Origin of the sequence: Vibrio sp. 10N.261.46.A3, from assembly GCF_041472995.1 — a bacterium.
Lineage (GTDB): Bacteria > Pseudomonadota > Gammaproteobacteria > Enterobacterales > Vibrionaceae > Vibrio > Vibrio coralliirubri.
In genome coordinates this window covers 1-17,453 of sequence record NZ_JBFRRH010000035.1, presented here as the reverse complement: position 1 = coordinate 17,453, position 17,453 = coordinate 1, and the positions used below count along the sequence as shown (strand labels likewise).

Below are 17,453 nucleotides of genomic sequence, written 5' to 3'. Positions count from 1 at the left end.
CGAGTAGCGAGTAGCGAGTAAATTTTGAAGGGTTGGCGTTTAACGTCAATCCTTTTTTATTGCCGATAGTTTGGTGTTTACTGAAAGATATCCCCTACTCCTTCCTTCGTCAGTCTAGGGAATGACGGTTGCATTTAAGCCTGTACTGCTGTCGTCATCCCCAAGAGTGAGGTACGAGCGAATTGGGGATCTCTTACCTGCGCAACTCTAAATAGCAGGCACAAAAAAGCGGAGCCAAATGGCTCCGCTTTTATCGATAGAATGCAAAAAGAATTACTTCTTAGTAAGCTTCTCTTTAATACGAGCTGACTTACCAGAACGCTCACGTAGGTAGTACAACTTGGCACGACGTACTGCACCACGGCGTTTAACTTCGATGCTATCAACCATTGGAGAGTGAGTTTGGAACGCACGCTCTACGCCTTCACCGTTCGAGATCTTACGAACTGTGAATGCAGAGTGTAGACCACGGTTACGAATAGCGATTACAACGCCTTCGAAAGCCTGTAGACGCTCACGGTCACCTTCTTTTACCTTAACCTGAACTACAACAGTGTCACCTGGTGCGAATTTAGGAAGGTCTGATTTTAGTTGCTCTTCTTCAAGAGCCTTGATGATGTTGCTCATTTGTATAAATTCCTAGAATAAACTGATACTAAATTTAATAGGTTACTGCTTGCTTTTCGTTAAGAGCGTTGCTCTTTAATGAATTCAGCCAGTAATTGTTCCTGTTCGTCAGTCAGAGCTAGGTTTTCCAGGAGTTCTGGTCTTCTTAGCCAAGTTCGGCCCAACGATTGTTTTAATCGCCAGCGACGAATGTCCTTATGGTTTCCAGACTTGAGTACCGATGGCACATCTTTATCGTCTAGCACCTCAGGGCGCGTATAATGGGGACAATCTAGCAAACCATTTGCAAAAGAATCTTCTTCTGCTGAAGCGAAATCTCCAAGTACACCCGGAACAAACCGAGATACTGAATCAATCAGCGTCATGGCTGGCAGTTCGCCACCCGTCATCACAAAATCTCCAATCGACCATTCTTCGTCAACTTCAGATTGAATGATGCGCTCATCTACCCCTTCGTAGCGACCACAAATAAGAAGTAAATTCTCGTTTGTTGCCAGCTCTTCAACACCTTTCTGGTCGAGTTTACGACCTTGAGGTGAAAGATAGATAACTTTCGTCTTTCCCGGTGCTGCTTGCTTGGCCGTTGTGATAGCGTCGCGCAAAGGCTGAACCATCATTAACATGCCAGGACCACCACCGTAAGGTCTGTCATCAACAGTGCGATGTTTATCATGAGTGAAATCACGAGGATTCCATGTCTCAATAGATAAAAGACCTTTTTTAACCGCTTGACCTGTTACTCCAAAATCAGTAACAGAACGGAACATTTCAGGAAAAAGGCTAATAATGCCAACCCACATGTGTTCTCTCGCTCTGTAATTTGGAGTTAGAATCCAGGATCCCAGTCAACTTCGATCCGGCGAGCTTCGCGATCAACTTTCTTGATCACTTGCTCTTCAAGGTACGGTACTAACCGTTCCTTTTGGCCAAAAGCATCTTTAAGATTTGCTTTGATTACTAGAACATCGTTCGAGCCAGTTTCTAATAGGTCAGTGACCTTACCAAGGTCGTAACCTTTAGTAGTAAAAACTTGCATACCGAACAATTCGCGCCAGTAGAATTCATCTTCTGACAATTCAGGTAACGAAGCAGGGTCAATAGCAATTTCAAAGTTAGTCATCAGTTGCGCGTCTTCACGAACATCTAATCCCGCTAGCTTACATACATAACCTTGGCCATGACGTTTCCAGCTCTCAACTTTGTACTCAACCCACTTACCCTTTTGGTTTAAATACCAAGGGCTGTAATCAAATATGCTTTCAGCATTGTCTGTGTAGGAGAACACTTTAAGCCAGCCACGAATACCATAGGTAGACCCAAGTTTACCCATGACAATTCTATTATTTTGCTCGCTCATAGTTTCTTTACCCTTCATCGACATAAGCTATTTCTCTTTAAAAAAGAATTAAGCCGCTTTTTGAGCGTCTTTAACTAGCTTAGCTACACGATCAGATAGAGATGCGCCTTGACCAACCCAGTGGTTAACACGATCTAGGTCTAGACGTAGACCTTCTTCTTGACCTTGAGCAGTAGGGTTAAAGAAACCTACTTTCTCGATGAAACGGCCAGTTGCAGCGTTACGGCTATCCGCAACTACGATTTGATAAAATGGGCGCTTCTTTGCACCGTGACGTGCCAAACGAATGGTTACCATGTCGTCCTCTTTGCTTTCTTAATAAAATAATTAACCCCAAGTATAAGTAAATAGCTTGGGGTCTCGTGCCAAATTAAAGCCCCGGAATTTTACTCTTATTCCGGTGCAATGCAAGGGCTTTAGCTATTTTTTCACCAACATAGCTGCCGTACACTTTCTGTGACACGGCTAACACTATGAAAAGTAACGTAGCCAAAGCTTACATTTGGAGATTATCGACCAAACGGGTTAAAGCCACCACCCATTCCGCCCATACCTCCACCGCCGCCCATCATGCCTTGCATGTTGCGCATCATGCCTTTCATGCCACCTTTCTGCATCTTCTTCATCATCTTCTGCATTTGGGTGAACTGCTTAAGCATACGGTTTACATCTTGTACCTGTGTACCAGAACCAGCGGCAATACGCTTTTTGCGTGAGCCTTTGATTAGGTCAGGGCGTTGACGCTCTTTCATGGTCATAGAGTTGATGATCGCTTCCATTTGCTTGAACATCTTGTCATCAACTTTATCTTTAACGTTATCTGGTAGCTGAGACATGCCTGGAAGCTTATCCATCATGCCCATCATGCCGCCCATGTTTTGCATCTGACCTAGCTGTTCACGGAAGTCTTCAAGGTCAAAGCCTTTCTTCTCTTTGAACTTCTTAGCCAGTTTCTCTGCTTTCTCGGTATCAACGTTTTTCTGTAGGTCTTCAATAAGAGACAGTACGTCGCCCATACCTAAGATACGAGAAGCAACACGATCTGGGTGGAACGGTTCTAGTGCGTCAGTCTTTTCACCAACACCCAAGAATTTAATCGGTTTGCCTGTGATATGACGAACAGACAGAGCAGCACCACCACGCGCATCACCATCAACTTTCGTCAAGATAACACCGGTTAGTGGTAGCGCATCACCAAAGGCTTTTGCAGTGTTCGCAGCATCTTGACCTGTCATTGCATCAACAACGAACAGTGTCTCTACTGGTTTAATTGCAGTATGAAGCTCTTTGATCTCGCCCATCATTTCTTCATCGATAGCCAAACGACCCGCAGTATCGACAAGTAGCACGTCGTAGAATTTCTTCTTCGCGTGGTCGATTGCAGCGTTTGCAATATCAAGAGGTTTTTGATCAGCTGAAGATGGGAAGAAGTCTACGCCAACATCGCTTGCTAACGTTTCAAGCTGTTTGATCGCCGCTGGACGGTAAACGTCGGCAGACACAACCAAGACTTTCTTCTTGTCACGCTCAGTTAGAAGCTTAGATAGCTTACCTACCGATGTGGTTTTACCCGCACCTTGTAGACCCGCCATTAAGATAACGGCTGGCGGCTGCGCTGCTAGGTTAAGAGCCTCGTTAGACTCACCCATTACCGCTTCAAGTTCAGCTTGAACGATCTTAATGAATTCTTGACCAGGCGTTAGAGATTTAGAAACCTCAACACCCACAGCGCCTTCTTTTACGCGCTTAACAAAATCGCGGACAACGGGCAGTGCAACGTCGGCTTCAAGTAGCGCCATACGTACTTCACGCAGCGTCTCTTTAATATTGTCTTCGGTCAGACGACCTTTACCGCTGATGTTCTTCAGCGTTTTGGATAGACGATCCGTTAAATTATCAAACATAGTTTTCTCTTCGCTCAAAACTGCGACTATTACTGTGAGTATACATTAGCGCGGATTAGAGTCATACCCGTTGTAGAGCGTTAATCATCCGTGCTTGTGATGTGAGACATTATTCACTTGGAATTGAATGAGGTTCGCCATAGCCCCAAAGAGCGATGCGAGGTATAATTCGCCAATTAGTAATCATTAAAATGGATACCATGGACAGTCTTATTGCGATCGCAGCAGCCTTTCTTTATACAATGGCGATTTCCACGATCATTCCAGGTCTCGTGCACCAAACAGGAATCCGTGTAAAAACGGTGTTTATCAGCGCATTACTTGCTCTAGCTTTCCATGCTTGGTTGCTTGGCGATTTGATTTTTAATGCCAGTGGCCAAAACCTCAGTATCTTGAACGTTGCTTCATTAATCAGTTTAATCATATCCGTAGTAATGAGCGGTGCTATGCTCAAAACCCGTCTGTGGTTCATCTTACCCGTCGTCTATAGCTTCGCTGCGCTGAACTTGATGGCTGCCACTTTTCTTCCAAGCACTTTCATCAAACATCTAGAGAATGACCCAAAACTGCTCGTACACATCTCTTTGGCTCTATTCTCATACGCAACGTTAACTATCGGCGCGCTATACGCCCTGCAACTTGCGTGGCTAGATCACAAACTTAAAAAGAAAAAAGCCTTAGTGATAAACCCTAACCTACCTCCTTTAATGATGGTGGAAAGACAGCTTTTCAAGATCATTCTGATTGGTAATGGCTTATTAACGGGTACTTTGTTGACGGGTCTCATCTTCGTGCAAGATATGTTTGCTCAAGGAAAAGCACACAAGGCTGTGTTGTCTTTTATCGCTTGGGTTATCTACTCCATCCTTCTATGGGGTCACTATCAGAAAGGCTGGCGTGGACAGAAAGTCACTTGGTTCGCACTGGCCGGTGCCAGCATGCTCACATTAGCCTACTTCGGTAGCCGCTTCGTCCAGGAAATTATCCTGAACTAGTCCGTAAAATAAAGGCAAGGTCTCACATACCTTGCCTTTAAAATATTGAGTGCAATACATTCAATTGACATCTCGACCATGTTCGGTCATAAATTAATCAAGATACACAAATAGGAAAAGAATAGTTTTGGACGACATATCAACGGGTATCTTATTTGCGCTACTCGCGTGTCTCATTGTAATTTCTGGTTATTTCTCTGGTTCCGAAACGGGCATGATGTCCCTGAACCGCTACCGTTTAAAGCACTTGGCCAATACGGGTCATAAAGGTGCCAAACGTGTAGAAAAACTTCTGAACCGCCCAGACAGATTGATTGGCCTCATTCTCATCGGCAACAATCTCGTCAACATTCTTGCATCTGCGATCGCTACTATTCTTGGTATGCGCATCTACGGGGATATCGGTGTGGCTATCGCTACTGGTACCCTGACTCTCGTGATCCTCGTATTCGCCGAGGTAACCCCAAAGACCATCGCTTCTCTATTTCCTGAACGTGTCTCTTACGCGAGTAGTATCCTTTTGATGATACTGATGAAGGTGCTGTCACCATTGGTGATCTTAGTGAACTTCATTACCAACGGCTTCATTCGTATCTTAGGCGTTAAAGCCAGTCACGATGCGACCGACCACCTGAGCTCAGAAGAGCTTAGAACTGTAGTAAATGAAGCAGGTAGCCTGATCCCTCAGCGTCACCAAGATATGTTGGTGTCTATTCTGGATTTAGAACACGTCACCGTGAACGACATCATGGTGCCGCGTAATGAGATAACTGGTATCGACATCAATGACGACTGGAAATCTATCGTTCGTCAATTGACCCACTCGCCTCATGGTCGTGTGGTTCTCTACCGTGACCAAATAGATGAAGTGGTCGGCATGCTAAGGCTGCGTGAAGCTTACCGCCTGATGCTTGAAAAGAATGAATTCAATAAAGAGACACTGCTGCGTGCCGCAGATGAGATCTACTTTATTCCTGAAGCGACACCACTCAACATTCAGCTACTCAAGTTTCAACGCAATAAACAGCGTATCGGTTTGATTGTTGATGAGTATGGCGATATCAACGGCTTGGTTACATTAGAAGATATTCTAGAAGAGATCGTAGGTGAGTTTACCACCTCTATCGCCCCAAGCTTATCAGAAGAAATTACTCCGCAAAGCGATGGCAGCTTCTTGATTGAAGGTAGCGCCAATATCCGAGATATCAACAAAGGCTTACAGTGGGCACTGCCTACCGATGGCCCAAGAACGCTGAATGGTTTGATACTGGAACATCTTGAAGATATTCCAGAGAGTCACCTAAGTGTTCAGGTTGCCAGCCACCCAATGGAAATTGTTGAGCTTGAAGAGAACCGCATCAAACTGGTTCGCGTGTTCCCACAGATCGTGAACGGCTAACTAAATTATCACTGAAGCTTACATACAAAAGACCCGGTTCATTGAACCGGGCCTTTTAATATCTAACTCACCGCATCAAGGTGAACGAACAACGACTAGTCGATTTTAAGCTCTTGCAGCATAGATTCTGGCAGTGCCAGTTCATCATTCTTGTTTACAGAAATACCTGCAGCAATGATCGCATTCGCGATCTCTTTCGCTTCATCCAAAGAGTGCATTGCTGCGGTACCACATTGGTATTCGTTCAACTCAGGGATCTTATTCTGGTTCTCAACTTTCAGTACGTCTTGCATCGCTGCCAACCAACCGTCAGCCACTTGTTGCTCTGTAGGCGTACCAATCAGGCTCATGTAGAAACCCGTACGGCAACCCATTGGTGAAATATCGATGATCTCTACATCTGAACCGTTCAATTGATTACGCATGAAACCAGCGTATAGATGCTCTAGAGTATGGATACCTTTCTCAGATAGGATGTCTTTGTTTGGCGCAGTAAAACGCAGGTCAAACACAGTGATGGTATCCCCTTTTGGGGTTTGCATTGTTTTAGCAACACGAACTGCAGGTGCGTTCATGCGTGTGTGATCAACAGTGAAACTATCTAATAAAGGCATTGCTCTTCTCCATGACGGCTGGTTTTAGAAAAACCAGCTTCGATTGTCTTCTAGTTCTTTGCGGCACTGTTTCAGCTGCCATCCATAATCTTTTGCTTGCTGTTCGACTTTGCGCGCCACCTTAATCAACGATGGCTTGCTGTTGTATGACTTGCGCTTATAACCACCACGGCCTTCATGATAAGCCAGATATTGGTTATATGGGTCCCATAGTGAGATGCCCAATTGACGACGCGTCTCGCTGGTATACCAACCGATGAACATCAATGCATCATCAAAGTTGGTTCTTGAGCCACCGTTATTGGTCGCCTTTTGGAAATCTTCCCAAGCAGGATCTTGAGCTTGTGCATAACCGTAGGCACTGCTTACACGCCCCCACGGTATAAAGCCAAGAATGTAATCTTTAGGTGGGCGCGCATCATGACGATAGCTACTCTCTTGTTTCACAAAAGCCATCGCGACGTTAATCGGCGTGCCCCATTCTTCTTGCATATCCAAGGCATCTTCATACCATGAAGGGTGCTCTCGAAAGATGCTACACAAATTATCTTGCTGCTTTGGCGGTGGCGTTGCACATCCAACCAACAGGCTAGAGACAACACCAACAGTCACTACAGGTAACCATTTACTACTCACTCGAGTAGGCTGACCTAATAAGGCTTGCTTCCTTTCCACCAAAGTCTCGCTATGCTTTTAAATACGAAAAATAATCCGCTAAGAAGCTATCAAAATCTTGAGTGCTTGCTTCTTCACTTTGTTGCTGAGCAATCACAGAGCGTTGAACTTCTGCTTCCATCAGCTCAGCTGAATATACTTTGTATTGGTGCGCTTTGTGTTGCTGAGCATACGTTTTACCTAACGCGCAACCCACTTTACCTAAGCCACCTAACTTCTTAGTCTCTTCTAGCAACTGGCCAGAAATGGTCAGCTCTGGGTTATCAATCCAAGCTTCAAGCGTATCGCACGTTTCTTGGTATGCACGACCACCTTGTTCAGCGTCCATCATCTCGGCAATAGAGCGCAGATCTTTGAAGACACGCTTCGCCCAATCTTGCAGAGACAATCGCTCGCCATGACAACCGATTTGCAGCTCTAGACCAACCTGACGACCTTCTAGGATCACCTTGTTCCAGTTATCACGCCAGCATTCAAGCTCGCAGTTATCCATCTCTGCAGAGTCCGTTAGCACACTCCACGTTAGGAATAAGTCTAGGAAGCGAACTTGCTGCTCATTGATACCAATTGAGCTGAATGGGTTTACATCTAAAGAGCGAACCTCAATGTACTCAACACCACCGCGTGCCAATGCTTCAGATGGTTTTTCACCACTCTTCGCCACACGCTTAGGACGGATTGGAGCGTAAAGCTCATTCTCAATTTGCAGTACGTTGCTATTCAATTGACGGTATTCACCATCAACCTTAGTGCCAATCTCGGCGAATTCTTCTGATGGAGTGCGAATCGCTTGATTCAAACCTTCAAGGTATTGGTCTAGGCCGTTGAAACCAATCTTCAACACACTTTGCGCACTGTTGGTGTAGCCAAGATCGCTCAGGCGCAGTGCCGTTGCTTTTGGTAAGTACAGTGTCTCGCCAATCTTTTCAAAAGGCAGGCTTGTCTCTCTTCCTTTGATGAAAGAAGAACATAGCGCAGGTGAAGCACCGAAGAAGTATGGGATTAACCAACCAAAGCGGTAGTAGTTACGAATCAAACCGAAGTAAGCATCTGACTTAGATTCACAACGCGCTTCTTCAGTTTGCTCTCCAAACAGGCTATCCCAAAAGCTTTCTGGGAAAGAGAAGTTGAAGTGAACACCAGAGATAATCTGCATCAGGCTACCGTAACGACGTTTTAGGCCTTCACGATATAGGGTCTTCATCTTACCGTTGTTAGAGGTGCCGTATTGCGCTAGCTGAATGTAATCTTCACTGCCAACGTAACAAGGCATAGAAAGCGGCCATAGTTTTTCGCCGTCTAACTTGGTTTGCGTGAAGTGATGGATATCAGACAACTGATTCAAAAGCGTCGGAACGTCGTTAGAAACAGGCGTGATAAATTCCAGTAGCGACTCAGAGAAATCGGTCGTTACCCATTCGTTCATCAACGCAGATCCCAAAGCCTCAGGGTGCGGCCCAGTAGCAAGGTGCCCATCTTCCGTGTAGCGTAATGTTTCCCTTTCAACACCACGACCAAATTGAGAGAAGGTCTTAGGGTTGGTTGCAACTTGCTTTAGTCGCGCAGCAAAATCAGTCAAAATTCAGTTCACTTATCTTATATTGTTCTGATTAGAACTATCATAAATTAGGTTGGAGGAGAAAAGTAGAGTCTCTTCCCTCCCCCTTTAATGTGTACTCTAACGAATGATTTCAAGCTCTTCTATTGGAATATCTAACTTTTCTAATTGCGGGCGAAGCGAAGTCGCGTCACCAACAACGATTATTTGATAATCATTCGGGTCAAACCATTTCTTAGATAGCTCGTTTAAGGTCTCTTTTGAAACCGTTTCAACTATCTGATTACGCTGTTGTAGGTAATCTTCATCAAGGCTCAATGCAACAATATTACTCAACAACCCCGCCTTTTGACTCGGCGTTTCGTATTTAAGTGCATCTTGTTGACCGACGGCAAGGCGCATAAATTTCACCTCTTCGTCAGTTAATCCACTCTGACTAAACTCGTTCAGCTCATTAATAAACTCTTGAATCGATGGAACCGTCGCATTCGCTCTTACCTGCGCGCTAAATACCACAGCACCAGTTTCTCGAGTACTTGCGAAGTAGCCGCTTGCACCGTAAGTGTAAGCTTTGTCTTCACGTAGGTTCTGGTTGATACGGCTATTGAAGTTGCCCGCTAAGTTAAAGTTAGCTAACTGGCTCAAATACAATTCACCCGTCGCATCAAACGGCAGGCCTTTACGCACCAAGCGAACAATGCTTTGCGGCGCACCCGGTTTATCAACTAAATACAGGTGCTGACCAGAAAGCTCTTTGACGATCTGCGGACGCGTTAATGGTGCCGCATCGCCTTGCCACTCTTCAAAGAATTGTAGCTGTTTCCCTACCTCTTTCTTCGAGATATCTCCCACAACAACAATATTGGCACCTTCTGGTGTGTAATGTTGCGCATAGAATTTTTTCACATCGTCTAAGGTCAATTTCGATAAAGATTCCTTAGTGCCATCACTTGCGCGAGCAAAAATACTGTCACCAAACAGCACTTCACGGGTTGCTTGAGAAGCCATCCAGCTTGGCTGCTGGTGCTGATAGACAACGCCTTCTAGCATCTGCTTCTTAACGCGCTCAAAATCTTGCTCATCGAACTTAGGCTCGAATAGAACCTCTTGCACAATCGCTAAGGTTTGAGGCAAGTTTTTCTCTAGCGCCGAGATTGAAATATCTGTGGTGTAGCTGCCCGCACTAATGCTCACACTGCTACCAAGTTTATCTAAGGTCGCTTGTAACTCTTCAACGGTTCGTTTGGTTGAGCCTTCTTCCATCATCGAAGCCGTTAGGTTCGCTAGGCCTTCTCGCCCTTTGCGAACATAACGCTCGCCAGCTGGAAGTTGAATCTGTAGCTGTACTGTCGGTGTTTCGCTGGTCACAGTACCAATCAAGTCCGTGCCATTTGCAAAGTGCATGCGGTACAACTCAGGCATGGTTGCCTCAACACCAAAGTTCACTTCCGGCATTACACTGCGATCAAAGGTATTCGGTGCCTTTCTGAAATCCAGTTGGTCTTCCGTCACCTTGCTGTATTCAGGCAATGTACGTGGTGGCGTGGTAAAAGTCGCTTCACGAACCGCTAAATCGAGTTTTTTCTTAGGAACCACACTCAAGGTAACCTTGTGCTTACCTTCGATGAAATCTTGGTATGCCTTGCTCACGCTCTCAGGCGTCACCGCTCGGATTTGATCGAGTTGTGATTCAATGCGATCAGGCTGACCATAGAAGGTTTGGTTAGACGCGAGTTGCGACACCTTACCTTTAACGCTTTGCAATGCAAAAACGGCATTCGCTTCTGCCATGCCTGTGATCTGGTCTAAACGCTCTTGTTCAACACCCTCTTTCGAGAATTGCTCTAGGGTATCCATCAGCTCTTTATTGAGAACCGTCAAATCGCCTTTTTCACCTGAGTTGCCCATTGCATACACGTACATGGTACAAGCAAGCTCAGCACAATCATGGAAAGAGCCAGCGCTGACGGCCTTCTGCGTTTTTACGAGGTTTTGATATAGGTAACTGTTGGTACCTGAACCTAACACGTTGGACAATGCATTCAGGGAAGCTTGCGTCTCTTCGCCACGATACGTTGTTGGCCAACCCACAAGCACCATCGGCTGACGAATATTGTCTTCTAAGGTGATGTACTTATCTTCAGTCAGAACAGCAGGTTGCTTCTCTGCCGCCTTCACTTCAGGACCTTGAGGGATTGGGCCAAAGTACTTGTTAACCCACTCTAGCGTGTCATCAACGTCGATATCACCACCAATCGTTAACACGGCATTGTTTGGACCGTACCAACGCAGGAAGAACGCTTTAAGATCATTCACGTCAACACGGTCAAGATCTTCAACATAGCCGATTGGTTGCCAAGAGTAAGGGTGACCTTCTGGGTAAAGCGCTTCGCCCATGCGTTCCCACATTAAGCCGTAAGGGCGATTTTCGTAGCTCTGCGCTCGCTCGTTCTTGACCGTGCCTCTTTGCACCTCAAATTTCTTCTGAGAAACTGCATCCAACAAGAAGCCCATTCGGTCTGACTCTAACCACAACATTTTTTCAAGTTGGTTTGAAGGAACAGTTTCAAAGTAGTTGGTACGGTCACGGTTGGTCGTGCCGTTTAACGAACCACCCGCTTCGGTAATGATCTTAAAGTGCTGTTGGTCACCAACGTTCTCAGAACCCTGGAACATCATGTGCTCAAAGAAGTGAGCAAAGCCCGACTTACCAATCTCTTCACGTGCTGAGCCGACGTGATAAGTGACATCAACATGCACCAACGGATCGGAATCATCAGGGGAAAGAATAACTGTCAGGCCGTTTTCAAGCTGATACTTGGTGTAAGGAATCACCACTTTATCTTTAGAAGACTTAACCTCTTCTAACAGAGTGACACCTTCAGGTAACGAGGAAAAGAAGGGCGTTGAGCTAGGTACATTGTAAGAACAGCCAGCAATGGCGATAAGAGAAAATGTACCAAGTAAAACCTTTTTCATAGGTTCTCCTTAGAAAAAACCGAAGTAGATAGCAGCAAGTAAGCTATAGCGAGCGGCTTTGCCAATCGCTATCAAAATAACGCTAGGGATGAATTTCATTCTTAGCCAACCCGCCGCTAGACACAAAGGGTCACCAATGATCGGTAACCAACTAAATAACAGTGTCCAGTAGCCATAACGGCTCAGCCAAGCCATAGCCTTATGACCATGCTTTTCAGATTGAGTTCGATTAGGCAACCACAAACCAATCCAATAGTTAGTCAGGCCGCCTAAGGTATTGCCTAATGTCGCCACTAGAATGATCGATGAGGTTGAAAACTGATCTAAGCTCAATGCAGCTACAAGGCTAGCTTCTGAACCACCGGGTAGTAACGTGGCACTCAAGAAGCCACTAATGAAGAGTACCCACAGCGCTGAGTCCGAGAACCACAGCGCGATATTTTCAAAAAGGGAGTTAAAAAATTCTAACACTGCCTATCAACTTTCTTGCATTTTAAGTAGCACCTTGCCTCTGGTGTGTCCGGTTTCAACCTGCAGATGAGCCGACTGCGCCTCGTCTAACTGGTAGATACCTTGAATTTCTGTTTTGAGCAATCCGACACTGACCATGTAAAGCATAGTGTCCATTTGCTCAGGGTTTGGTTCAACCAGCATGCCTGATGCAGTAAAACCTAATAGTGTTGCTTTCTCACAGATAAGTTCTGCAGATAGAGTCGGCACAGTCACGACTCGCGCGCCATCTTTTAGGCACTTCAATGCATCAAGCGCGGTATCGCCACCGACCAAATCAATCAACACATCGACATCAGATACTCTTTCTGATGCTGGCGCAAACTTATAGTTAATCGCGTGAGCACCTAGCGTCGCAAGGTAATCAAGATTGGCTTCGCTGCAGGTTGTGTAAACCTCAGCTTTTGCTGCCACTGCAATTTGAACCGCAAGATGACCAACACCGCCAGCACCCGCTAAGATAAGTACGCGATCGCCTTCTTTCACTTCGGCTTTGTTGAGCGCTTGTGCCGCTGTTTGGCTCGCGAGTGGTAATGCCGCTGCCGCTTCTAGAGTGACAGAATCAGGAACCATACTTAGTGCCGCTTCTGGAACACACACATATTGGCTGTAACCGCCACCTTGCAGTGGAAAACCAATAAAGCCAGCCACGTTATCACCAACAGTAAAGCGTTCAGCCTGTTCGCCTAGAGTAACAATTTGCCCTGAAATATCGTAGCCAGGTACCCAAGGCAGGTTATCTTTGTTTTGTGCTGCTGCCCAACCAAGACCCGCTCGGGTTTTGACATCAATCGGATTAATGCCTGAAAAGGAAACTTTAACCACCACTTCTCCAGCCTTAGGCTCAGGGATCGCACTGGTTTGAATACTTAGGTTTTCGACGCCGCCGAATTGAGTAATCGCAATCTGTTTATTTTCCATTTCCACATTTCCTTGATTGATAAAAGCCCTAGTGAGCAAGCACCCTAATTAATAAAAAGAAAGGGATGCGAAAGCATCCCTTTGACTATAAACCATTTAATAAGGCTAAGTTAACCGCTCATTCGTAAATTGACGACCAATTAACGTAACGATACATGACCCAGCAAATCCACTAGCCCACGAGAGCTAATAGAATACCCGCCGCAACCGCACTACCAAGTACACCGGCTACGTTCGGGCCCATTGCATGCATCAACAAGAAGTTCTGAGGGTTTGCCTCAAGACCAACCTTGTTCACAACACGTGCCGCCATTGGAACCGCCGATACGCCAGCTGCGCCAATCAGTGGGTTGATGTTCTCTTTCGAGAAGCGATTCAACACCTTCGCCATCAATACACCACCTGCCGTACCGATACTGAACGCGACCGCACCTAAGCCTAGAATACCCAGTGTTTCTAAGTTCAAGAACGTATCCGCTTGAAGCTTAGAACCAACCCCTAGACCAAGGAAAATAGTTACAACGTTAATCAGTTCGTTTTGAGCGGTTTTTGAAAGGCGATCAACCACACCCGCTTCACGCATTAAGTTACCCAAACAGAACATACCAACTAGAGGTGTTGCTGAAGGTAGGAACAAAATCGTCATCAGTAGTACAGCAAGCGGGAAAAGAATCTTCTCTGCTTTGCTAACGTGACGAAGTTGAGCCATCTTAATTTTGCGCTCTTCAGGAGACGTTAACGCTTTCATGATTGGTGGCTGAATGATCGGAACCAAAGCCATGTAGCTATATGCCGCTACTGCAATAGCACCTAGAAGATCCGGAGATAGCTTACTCGCCAAGAAGATCGCAGTTGGGCCATCGGCACCGCCAATGATCGCAATTGACGAAGCATCGGCCATCGAGAACTCCATTCCTGGAACGTAGTTCAGCAAGATCGCGCCAAATAGCGTTGCAAAGATACCAAACTGAGCCGCAGCCCCTAGCCACAATGTTTTAGGGTTCGCAATCAACGCACCGAAGTCCGTCATCGCACCAACACCCATAAAGATCAGCAGTGGGAAAATACCCGTTTCAATACCAATGTAGTAAACGTAGTAAAGCAAACCGCCAGGATCAGTAAACCCAGCATTTGGAATGTTTGCTAATACAGCACCAAAACCAATAGGCAATAGAAGTAACGGTTCAAATCCTTTACGAATTGCCAAAAACAACAGTAAGCAACCAACCAGCATCATACAGATCTGGCCGAACTCAAAGTTCGCAATCCCTGTTTCAGACCATAAGGTCATCAATCCTTCCATGGTACTCCCTTACGCTAAGCTTAGTAGTGGAGCGCCTACAGTAACTGCATCGCCTTCTTTAACATTCAATTCTTGAACGATGCCACCACGAGCAGCACGAACTTCCGTTTCCATCTTCATCGCTTCTAGGATTAGCAGAACGTCGCCTTCAGCAACCTCAGCACCCGCCTGAACGTTTACTTTAAAGATGTTACCCGCCAATGGAGCTGGAACTGCTTCAGCATCAGAAGCTGCCACCGGTGCAGCCTGAGCCGCTTGAGCAGGTTTTGCAGATGGCGCTACCGATGTCAGTTCACCTTGTGGGCCAACTTCAACATCATAAACCTGGCCGTCAACCTTCACGCTGTAGCTTTCAATACCACCAGAAGCTTGTACAGGAGCTGCAGCAACTGGAGCCGCAACTTCTAACGTTGGTGCAGGTTCAAATGCTTCAGGATTACGACGGTTCTTAAGGAACTTAAGACCTACTTGTGGGAAGAGCGCGTAAGTCAGTACATCATCAACCGTATCTTCAGCTAAAGAGATACCCTCTGATTTCGCTTTCTCTAACAGATCCGTCGTTAACGTATCCATTTCAGACTTAAGTAAATCAGCAGGACGACAAGTAATCGGTTCTGCACCGTCTAGAACTTTCGCTTGCAGTTCAGCATCCACTTCAGCAGGAGCTTGACCGTATTCACCTTTCAGTAGGCCAGCAGTCTCTTTGGTGATGCTCTTATAGCGTTCACCCGTTAAGACGTTAATAACCGCTTGAGTACCGACAATCTGAGACGTTGGTGTTACTAAAGGAATGTAACCAAGCTCTTTACGTACGCGTGGGATCTCTTCTAGCACTTCATCCATACGATCGGCTGCGCCTTGCTCTTTAAGCTGGCCTTCCATGTTAGTTAACATGCCGCCAGGAACTTGAGCGATCAGGATGCGAGAATCGACGCCTTTTAGCTGACCTTCCCATTTCGCGTACTTTTTACGTACATCACGGAAATAAGCCGCAATTGGTTCGATTTGGTCTAGTTTAAGATTCGTGTCGCGCTCTGTACCTTCTAACATCGCAACAACCGTTTCGGTTGGCGTATGACCGTAAGTACAGCTCATTGAAGAGATAGCGGTATCTAGAATGTCGATACCCGCTTCAACGGCTTTAACCGCTGTTGCAGTCGATAGACCGGTTGTCGCGTGGCTATGCAGTGCTAGAGGGACGTCACACGATGCTTTGATACGTGTAATCAGCTCTTCTGCTTCATACGGCTTTAATAAACCTGACATATCTTTAATACATAGTGAGTGACAACCTAGGTCCTCTAGGCGCTTAGCCAAATCAACCCAAGTATCTGAGTTATGAACCGGACTGGTTGTGTAAGACAACGTACCTTGAGCGTGGCCACCAACGTCGATCGTTGCTTTCACTGCTTTTTCAAAGTTACGTACGTCATTCATCGCATCAAAGATACGGAATACGTCCATGCCGTTTTTATGGGCACGTTCAACAAATTTTTCTACTACATCATCCGCGTAGTGACGGTAGCCCAATAGGTTTTGACCACGCAGTAGCATCTGCATTGGTGTATTTGGCATCGCTTTTTTCAGCTCACGCAAACGCTCCCATGGATCCTCGCCAAGAAAACGGATACACGAATCAAACGTCGCGCCGCCCCAAGTCTCAAGTGACCAGTAACCGACTTTATCCAGTTCTGCCGCAATTGGCAGCATATCTTCGATACGCATACGAGTAGCAAATAGTGACTGGTGCGCGTCACGAAGTACCACATCTGTGATAGCTAGTGGTTTAGACATGCTCATAAACTCCTTTTTAATCCTTTAAATGCTACTTAGCAGTAGACGCACGGTATTGATGAACCGCGGCCGAAATTGCTGCCACTACCTGTGGACTAACAGCTGAAGGGTTTGATTGTGATTTTTGAATTTTTTTAGGTGCTGCGATCGGCTCTGGTACTTCTTCTGGTACCAGTTTTGACATCAACCGAACGAGGTAAACTAGAATAGTTAGGAAAATAAAGACAACGGACATCCCCGTTATCATTAGAGTCGCCGCATCTCCTAGCAGGCTTCCAATATTAGTCATGTTGCTTCCTTTCTTCGTCATCCTGACATACGTACAGGATTTCAGCGAATAGTGATCCCGACCCATGGATTATCTCGATTGGTAAAAGTTTGTCAATTTTGTTTAAGGTTCTGTTACGGATAACGCACACATAAGGTTAATTATTCGCCTATCAGATCACATAAATCTGTCAAATACGTCATTTTTAGATATTTAAACTGTGACTTAAACAGGGCTTTTCTGGGAATTGATATGAGAAAGGTGGAATAACAAAGAAGTAATCAAGAACTACTTTAAATACAACAAGTTAAAAAGCGAAAAAATTTAACATTGTCGCAACAAATTTACAGCAGACATAAAAAAAGCCTCGTATAAACGAGGCTTTTTCTAATAATAGTGGCGCGCTCTGGAGGATTCGAACCTCCGACCGCCTGGTTCGTAGCCAGGTACTCTATCCAGCTGAGCTAAGGACAATGTAAACTGTGCGCTCTTAGCTCAGCTGGATAGAGTACCTGGCTACGAACCAGGCGGTCGGAGGTTCGAATCCTC

16 protein-coding genes are annotated in these 17,453 nt (G+C 45.7%); 2 read left to right on the top strand and 14 right to left on the bottom strand.

Annotated features, from left to right (window positions below):
- Positions 1-273 precede the first annotated feature (273 nt).
- The 5 genes from rplS to ffh form a co-directional block, all read right to left on the bottom strand.
- Positions 274-627: a 50S ribosomal protein L19 gene (rplS, locus tag AB4484_RS09710; RefSeq protein WP_004735514.1), complete on the bottom strand. Its 354-nt coding sequence runs from the start codon at positions 625-627 to the stop codon at positions 274-276.
- A 59-nt stretch (positions 628-686) separates the two neighbouring features.
- A complete protein-coding gene (gene trmD / locus AB4484_RS09705) occupies positions 687-1,427 on the bottom strand; it encodes a tRNA (guanosine(37)-N1)-methyltransferase TrmD (RefSeq protein WP_017061056.1) in 741 nt (246 codons plus the stop codon).
- Between the two features lie 26 nt (positions 1,428-1,453).
- Positions 1,454-2,008, bottom strand: a complete 555-nt coding sequence (gene rimM / locus AB4484_RS09700; protein WP_048615624.1) for a ribosome maturation factor RimM — start codon at positions 2,006-2,008, stop codon at positions 1,454-1,456.
- Between the two features lie 24 nt (positions 2,009-2,032).
- Positions 2,033-2,281 carry a 30S ribosomal protein S16 gene (rpsP, locus tag AB4484_RS09695; protein ID WP_004410028.1) on the bottom strand — a complete coding sequence of 83 codons (249 nt, stop codon included), beginning with the start codon at positions 2,279-2,281 and terminating at the stop codon, positions 2,033-2,035.
- A 212-nt stretch (positions 2,282-2,493) separates the two neighbouring features.
- Positions 2,494-3,888 carry a signal recognition particle protein gene (gene ffh, locus AB4484_RS09690; protein ID WP_010435884.1) on the bottom strand — a complete coding sequence of 465 codons (1,395 nt, stop codon included), beginning with the start codon at positions 3,886-3,888 and terminating at the stop codon, positions 2,494-2,496.
- A 200-nt stretch (positions 3,889-4,088) separates the two neighbouring features.
- Here ffh and AB4484_RS09685 point away from each other — a divergent pair, with 200 nt between their 5' ends.
- Both AB4484_RS09685 and AB4484_RS09680 read left to right on the top strand, forming a co-directional pair.
- Positions 4,089-4,883, top strand: coding sequence for an inner membrane protein YpjD (locus tag AB4484_RS09685; RefSeq protein ID WP_019825854.1), 795 nt, complete (start codon positions 4,089-4,091; stop codon positions 4,881-4,883).
- Between the two features lie 127 nt (positions 4,884-5,010).
- Positions 5,011-6,282 (top strand): HlyC/CorC family transporter, encoded by a 1,272-nt coding sequence (locus AB4484_RS09680; protein ID WP_019825852.1) that lies wholly within the window; start codon positions 5,011-5,013, stop codon positions 6,280-6,282.
- Positions 6,283-6,377: 95 nt separating this feature from the next.
- On the opposite strand, the gene luxS is transcribed toward AB4484_RS09680, so the two are convergent.
- The 9 genes from luxS to AB4484_RS09635 form a co-directional block, all read right to left on the bottom strand.
- Positions 6,378-6,896, bottom strand: a complete 519-nt coding sequence (gene luxS, locus AB4484_RS09675; protein WP_017056597.1) for an S-ribosylhomocysteine lyase — start codon at positions 6,894-6,896, stop codon at positions 6,378-6,380.
- Between the two features lie 24 nt (positions 6,897-6,920).
- The gene (locus tag AB4484_RS09670; protein WP_017629422.1) at positions 6,921-7,571 is read right to left on the bottom strand and encodes a hypothetical protein; all 651 of its coding nucleotides are present in this window, start codon (positions 7,569-7,571) and stop codon (positions 6,921-6,923) included.
- Between the two features lie 10 nt (positions 7,572-7,581).
- Entirely contained in the window at positions 7,582-9,150 is a 1,569-nt protein-coding gene (gene gshA / locus AB4484_RS09665; RefSeq protein ID WP_048612339.1) for a glutamate--cysteine ligase, read from the bottom strand.
- Positions 9,151-9,249: 99 nt separating this feature from the next.
- Positions 9,250-12,108 (bottom strand): M16 family metallopeptidase, encoded by a 2,859-nt coding sequence (locus tag AB4484_RS09660; protein WP_372077810.1) that lies wholly within the window; start codon positions 12,106-12,108, stop codon positions 9,250-9,252.
- Positions 12,109-12,117: 9 nt separating this feature from the next.
- Positions 12,118-12,579 (bottom strand): YqaA family protein, encoded by a 462-nt coding sequence (locus AB4484_RS09655; RefSeq protein ID WP_017059555.1) that lies wholly within the window; start codon positions 12,577-12,579, stop codon positions 12,118-12,120.
- Between the two features lie 6 nt (positions 12,580-12,585).
- Entirely contained in the window at positions 12,586-13,539 is a 954-nt protein-coding gene (locus AB4484_RS09650) for an NADP-dependent oxidoreductase (RefSeq protein WP_048612341.1), read from the bottom strand.
- 172 nt (positions 13,540-13,711) lie between these two features.
- Complete coding sequence (locus tag AB4484_RS09645) at positions 13,712-14,842, bottom strand: sodium ion-translocating decarboxylase subunit beta (RefSeq protein ID WP_372077808.1); 1,131 nt, start codon at positions 14,840-14,842, stop codon at positions 13,712-13,714.
- A gap of 9 nt (positions 14,843-14,851) precedes the next feature.
- Positions 14,852-16,636, bottom strand: coding sequence for a sodium-extruding oxaloacetate decarboxylase subunit alpha (gene oadA, locus AB4484_RS09640; RefSeq protein WP_048612342.1), 1,785 nt, complete (start codon positions 16,634-16,636; stop codon positions 14,852-14,854).
- Positions 16,637-16,667: 31 nt separating this feature from the next.
- A complete protein-coding gene (locus tag AB4484_RS09635; protein ID WP_004741884.1) occupies positions 16,668-16,925 on the bottom strand; it encodes an oxaloacetate decarboxylase subunit gamma in 258 nt (85 codons plus the stop codon).
- Between the last annotated feature and the right edge of the window lie 528 nt (positions 16,926-17,453).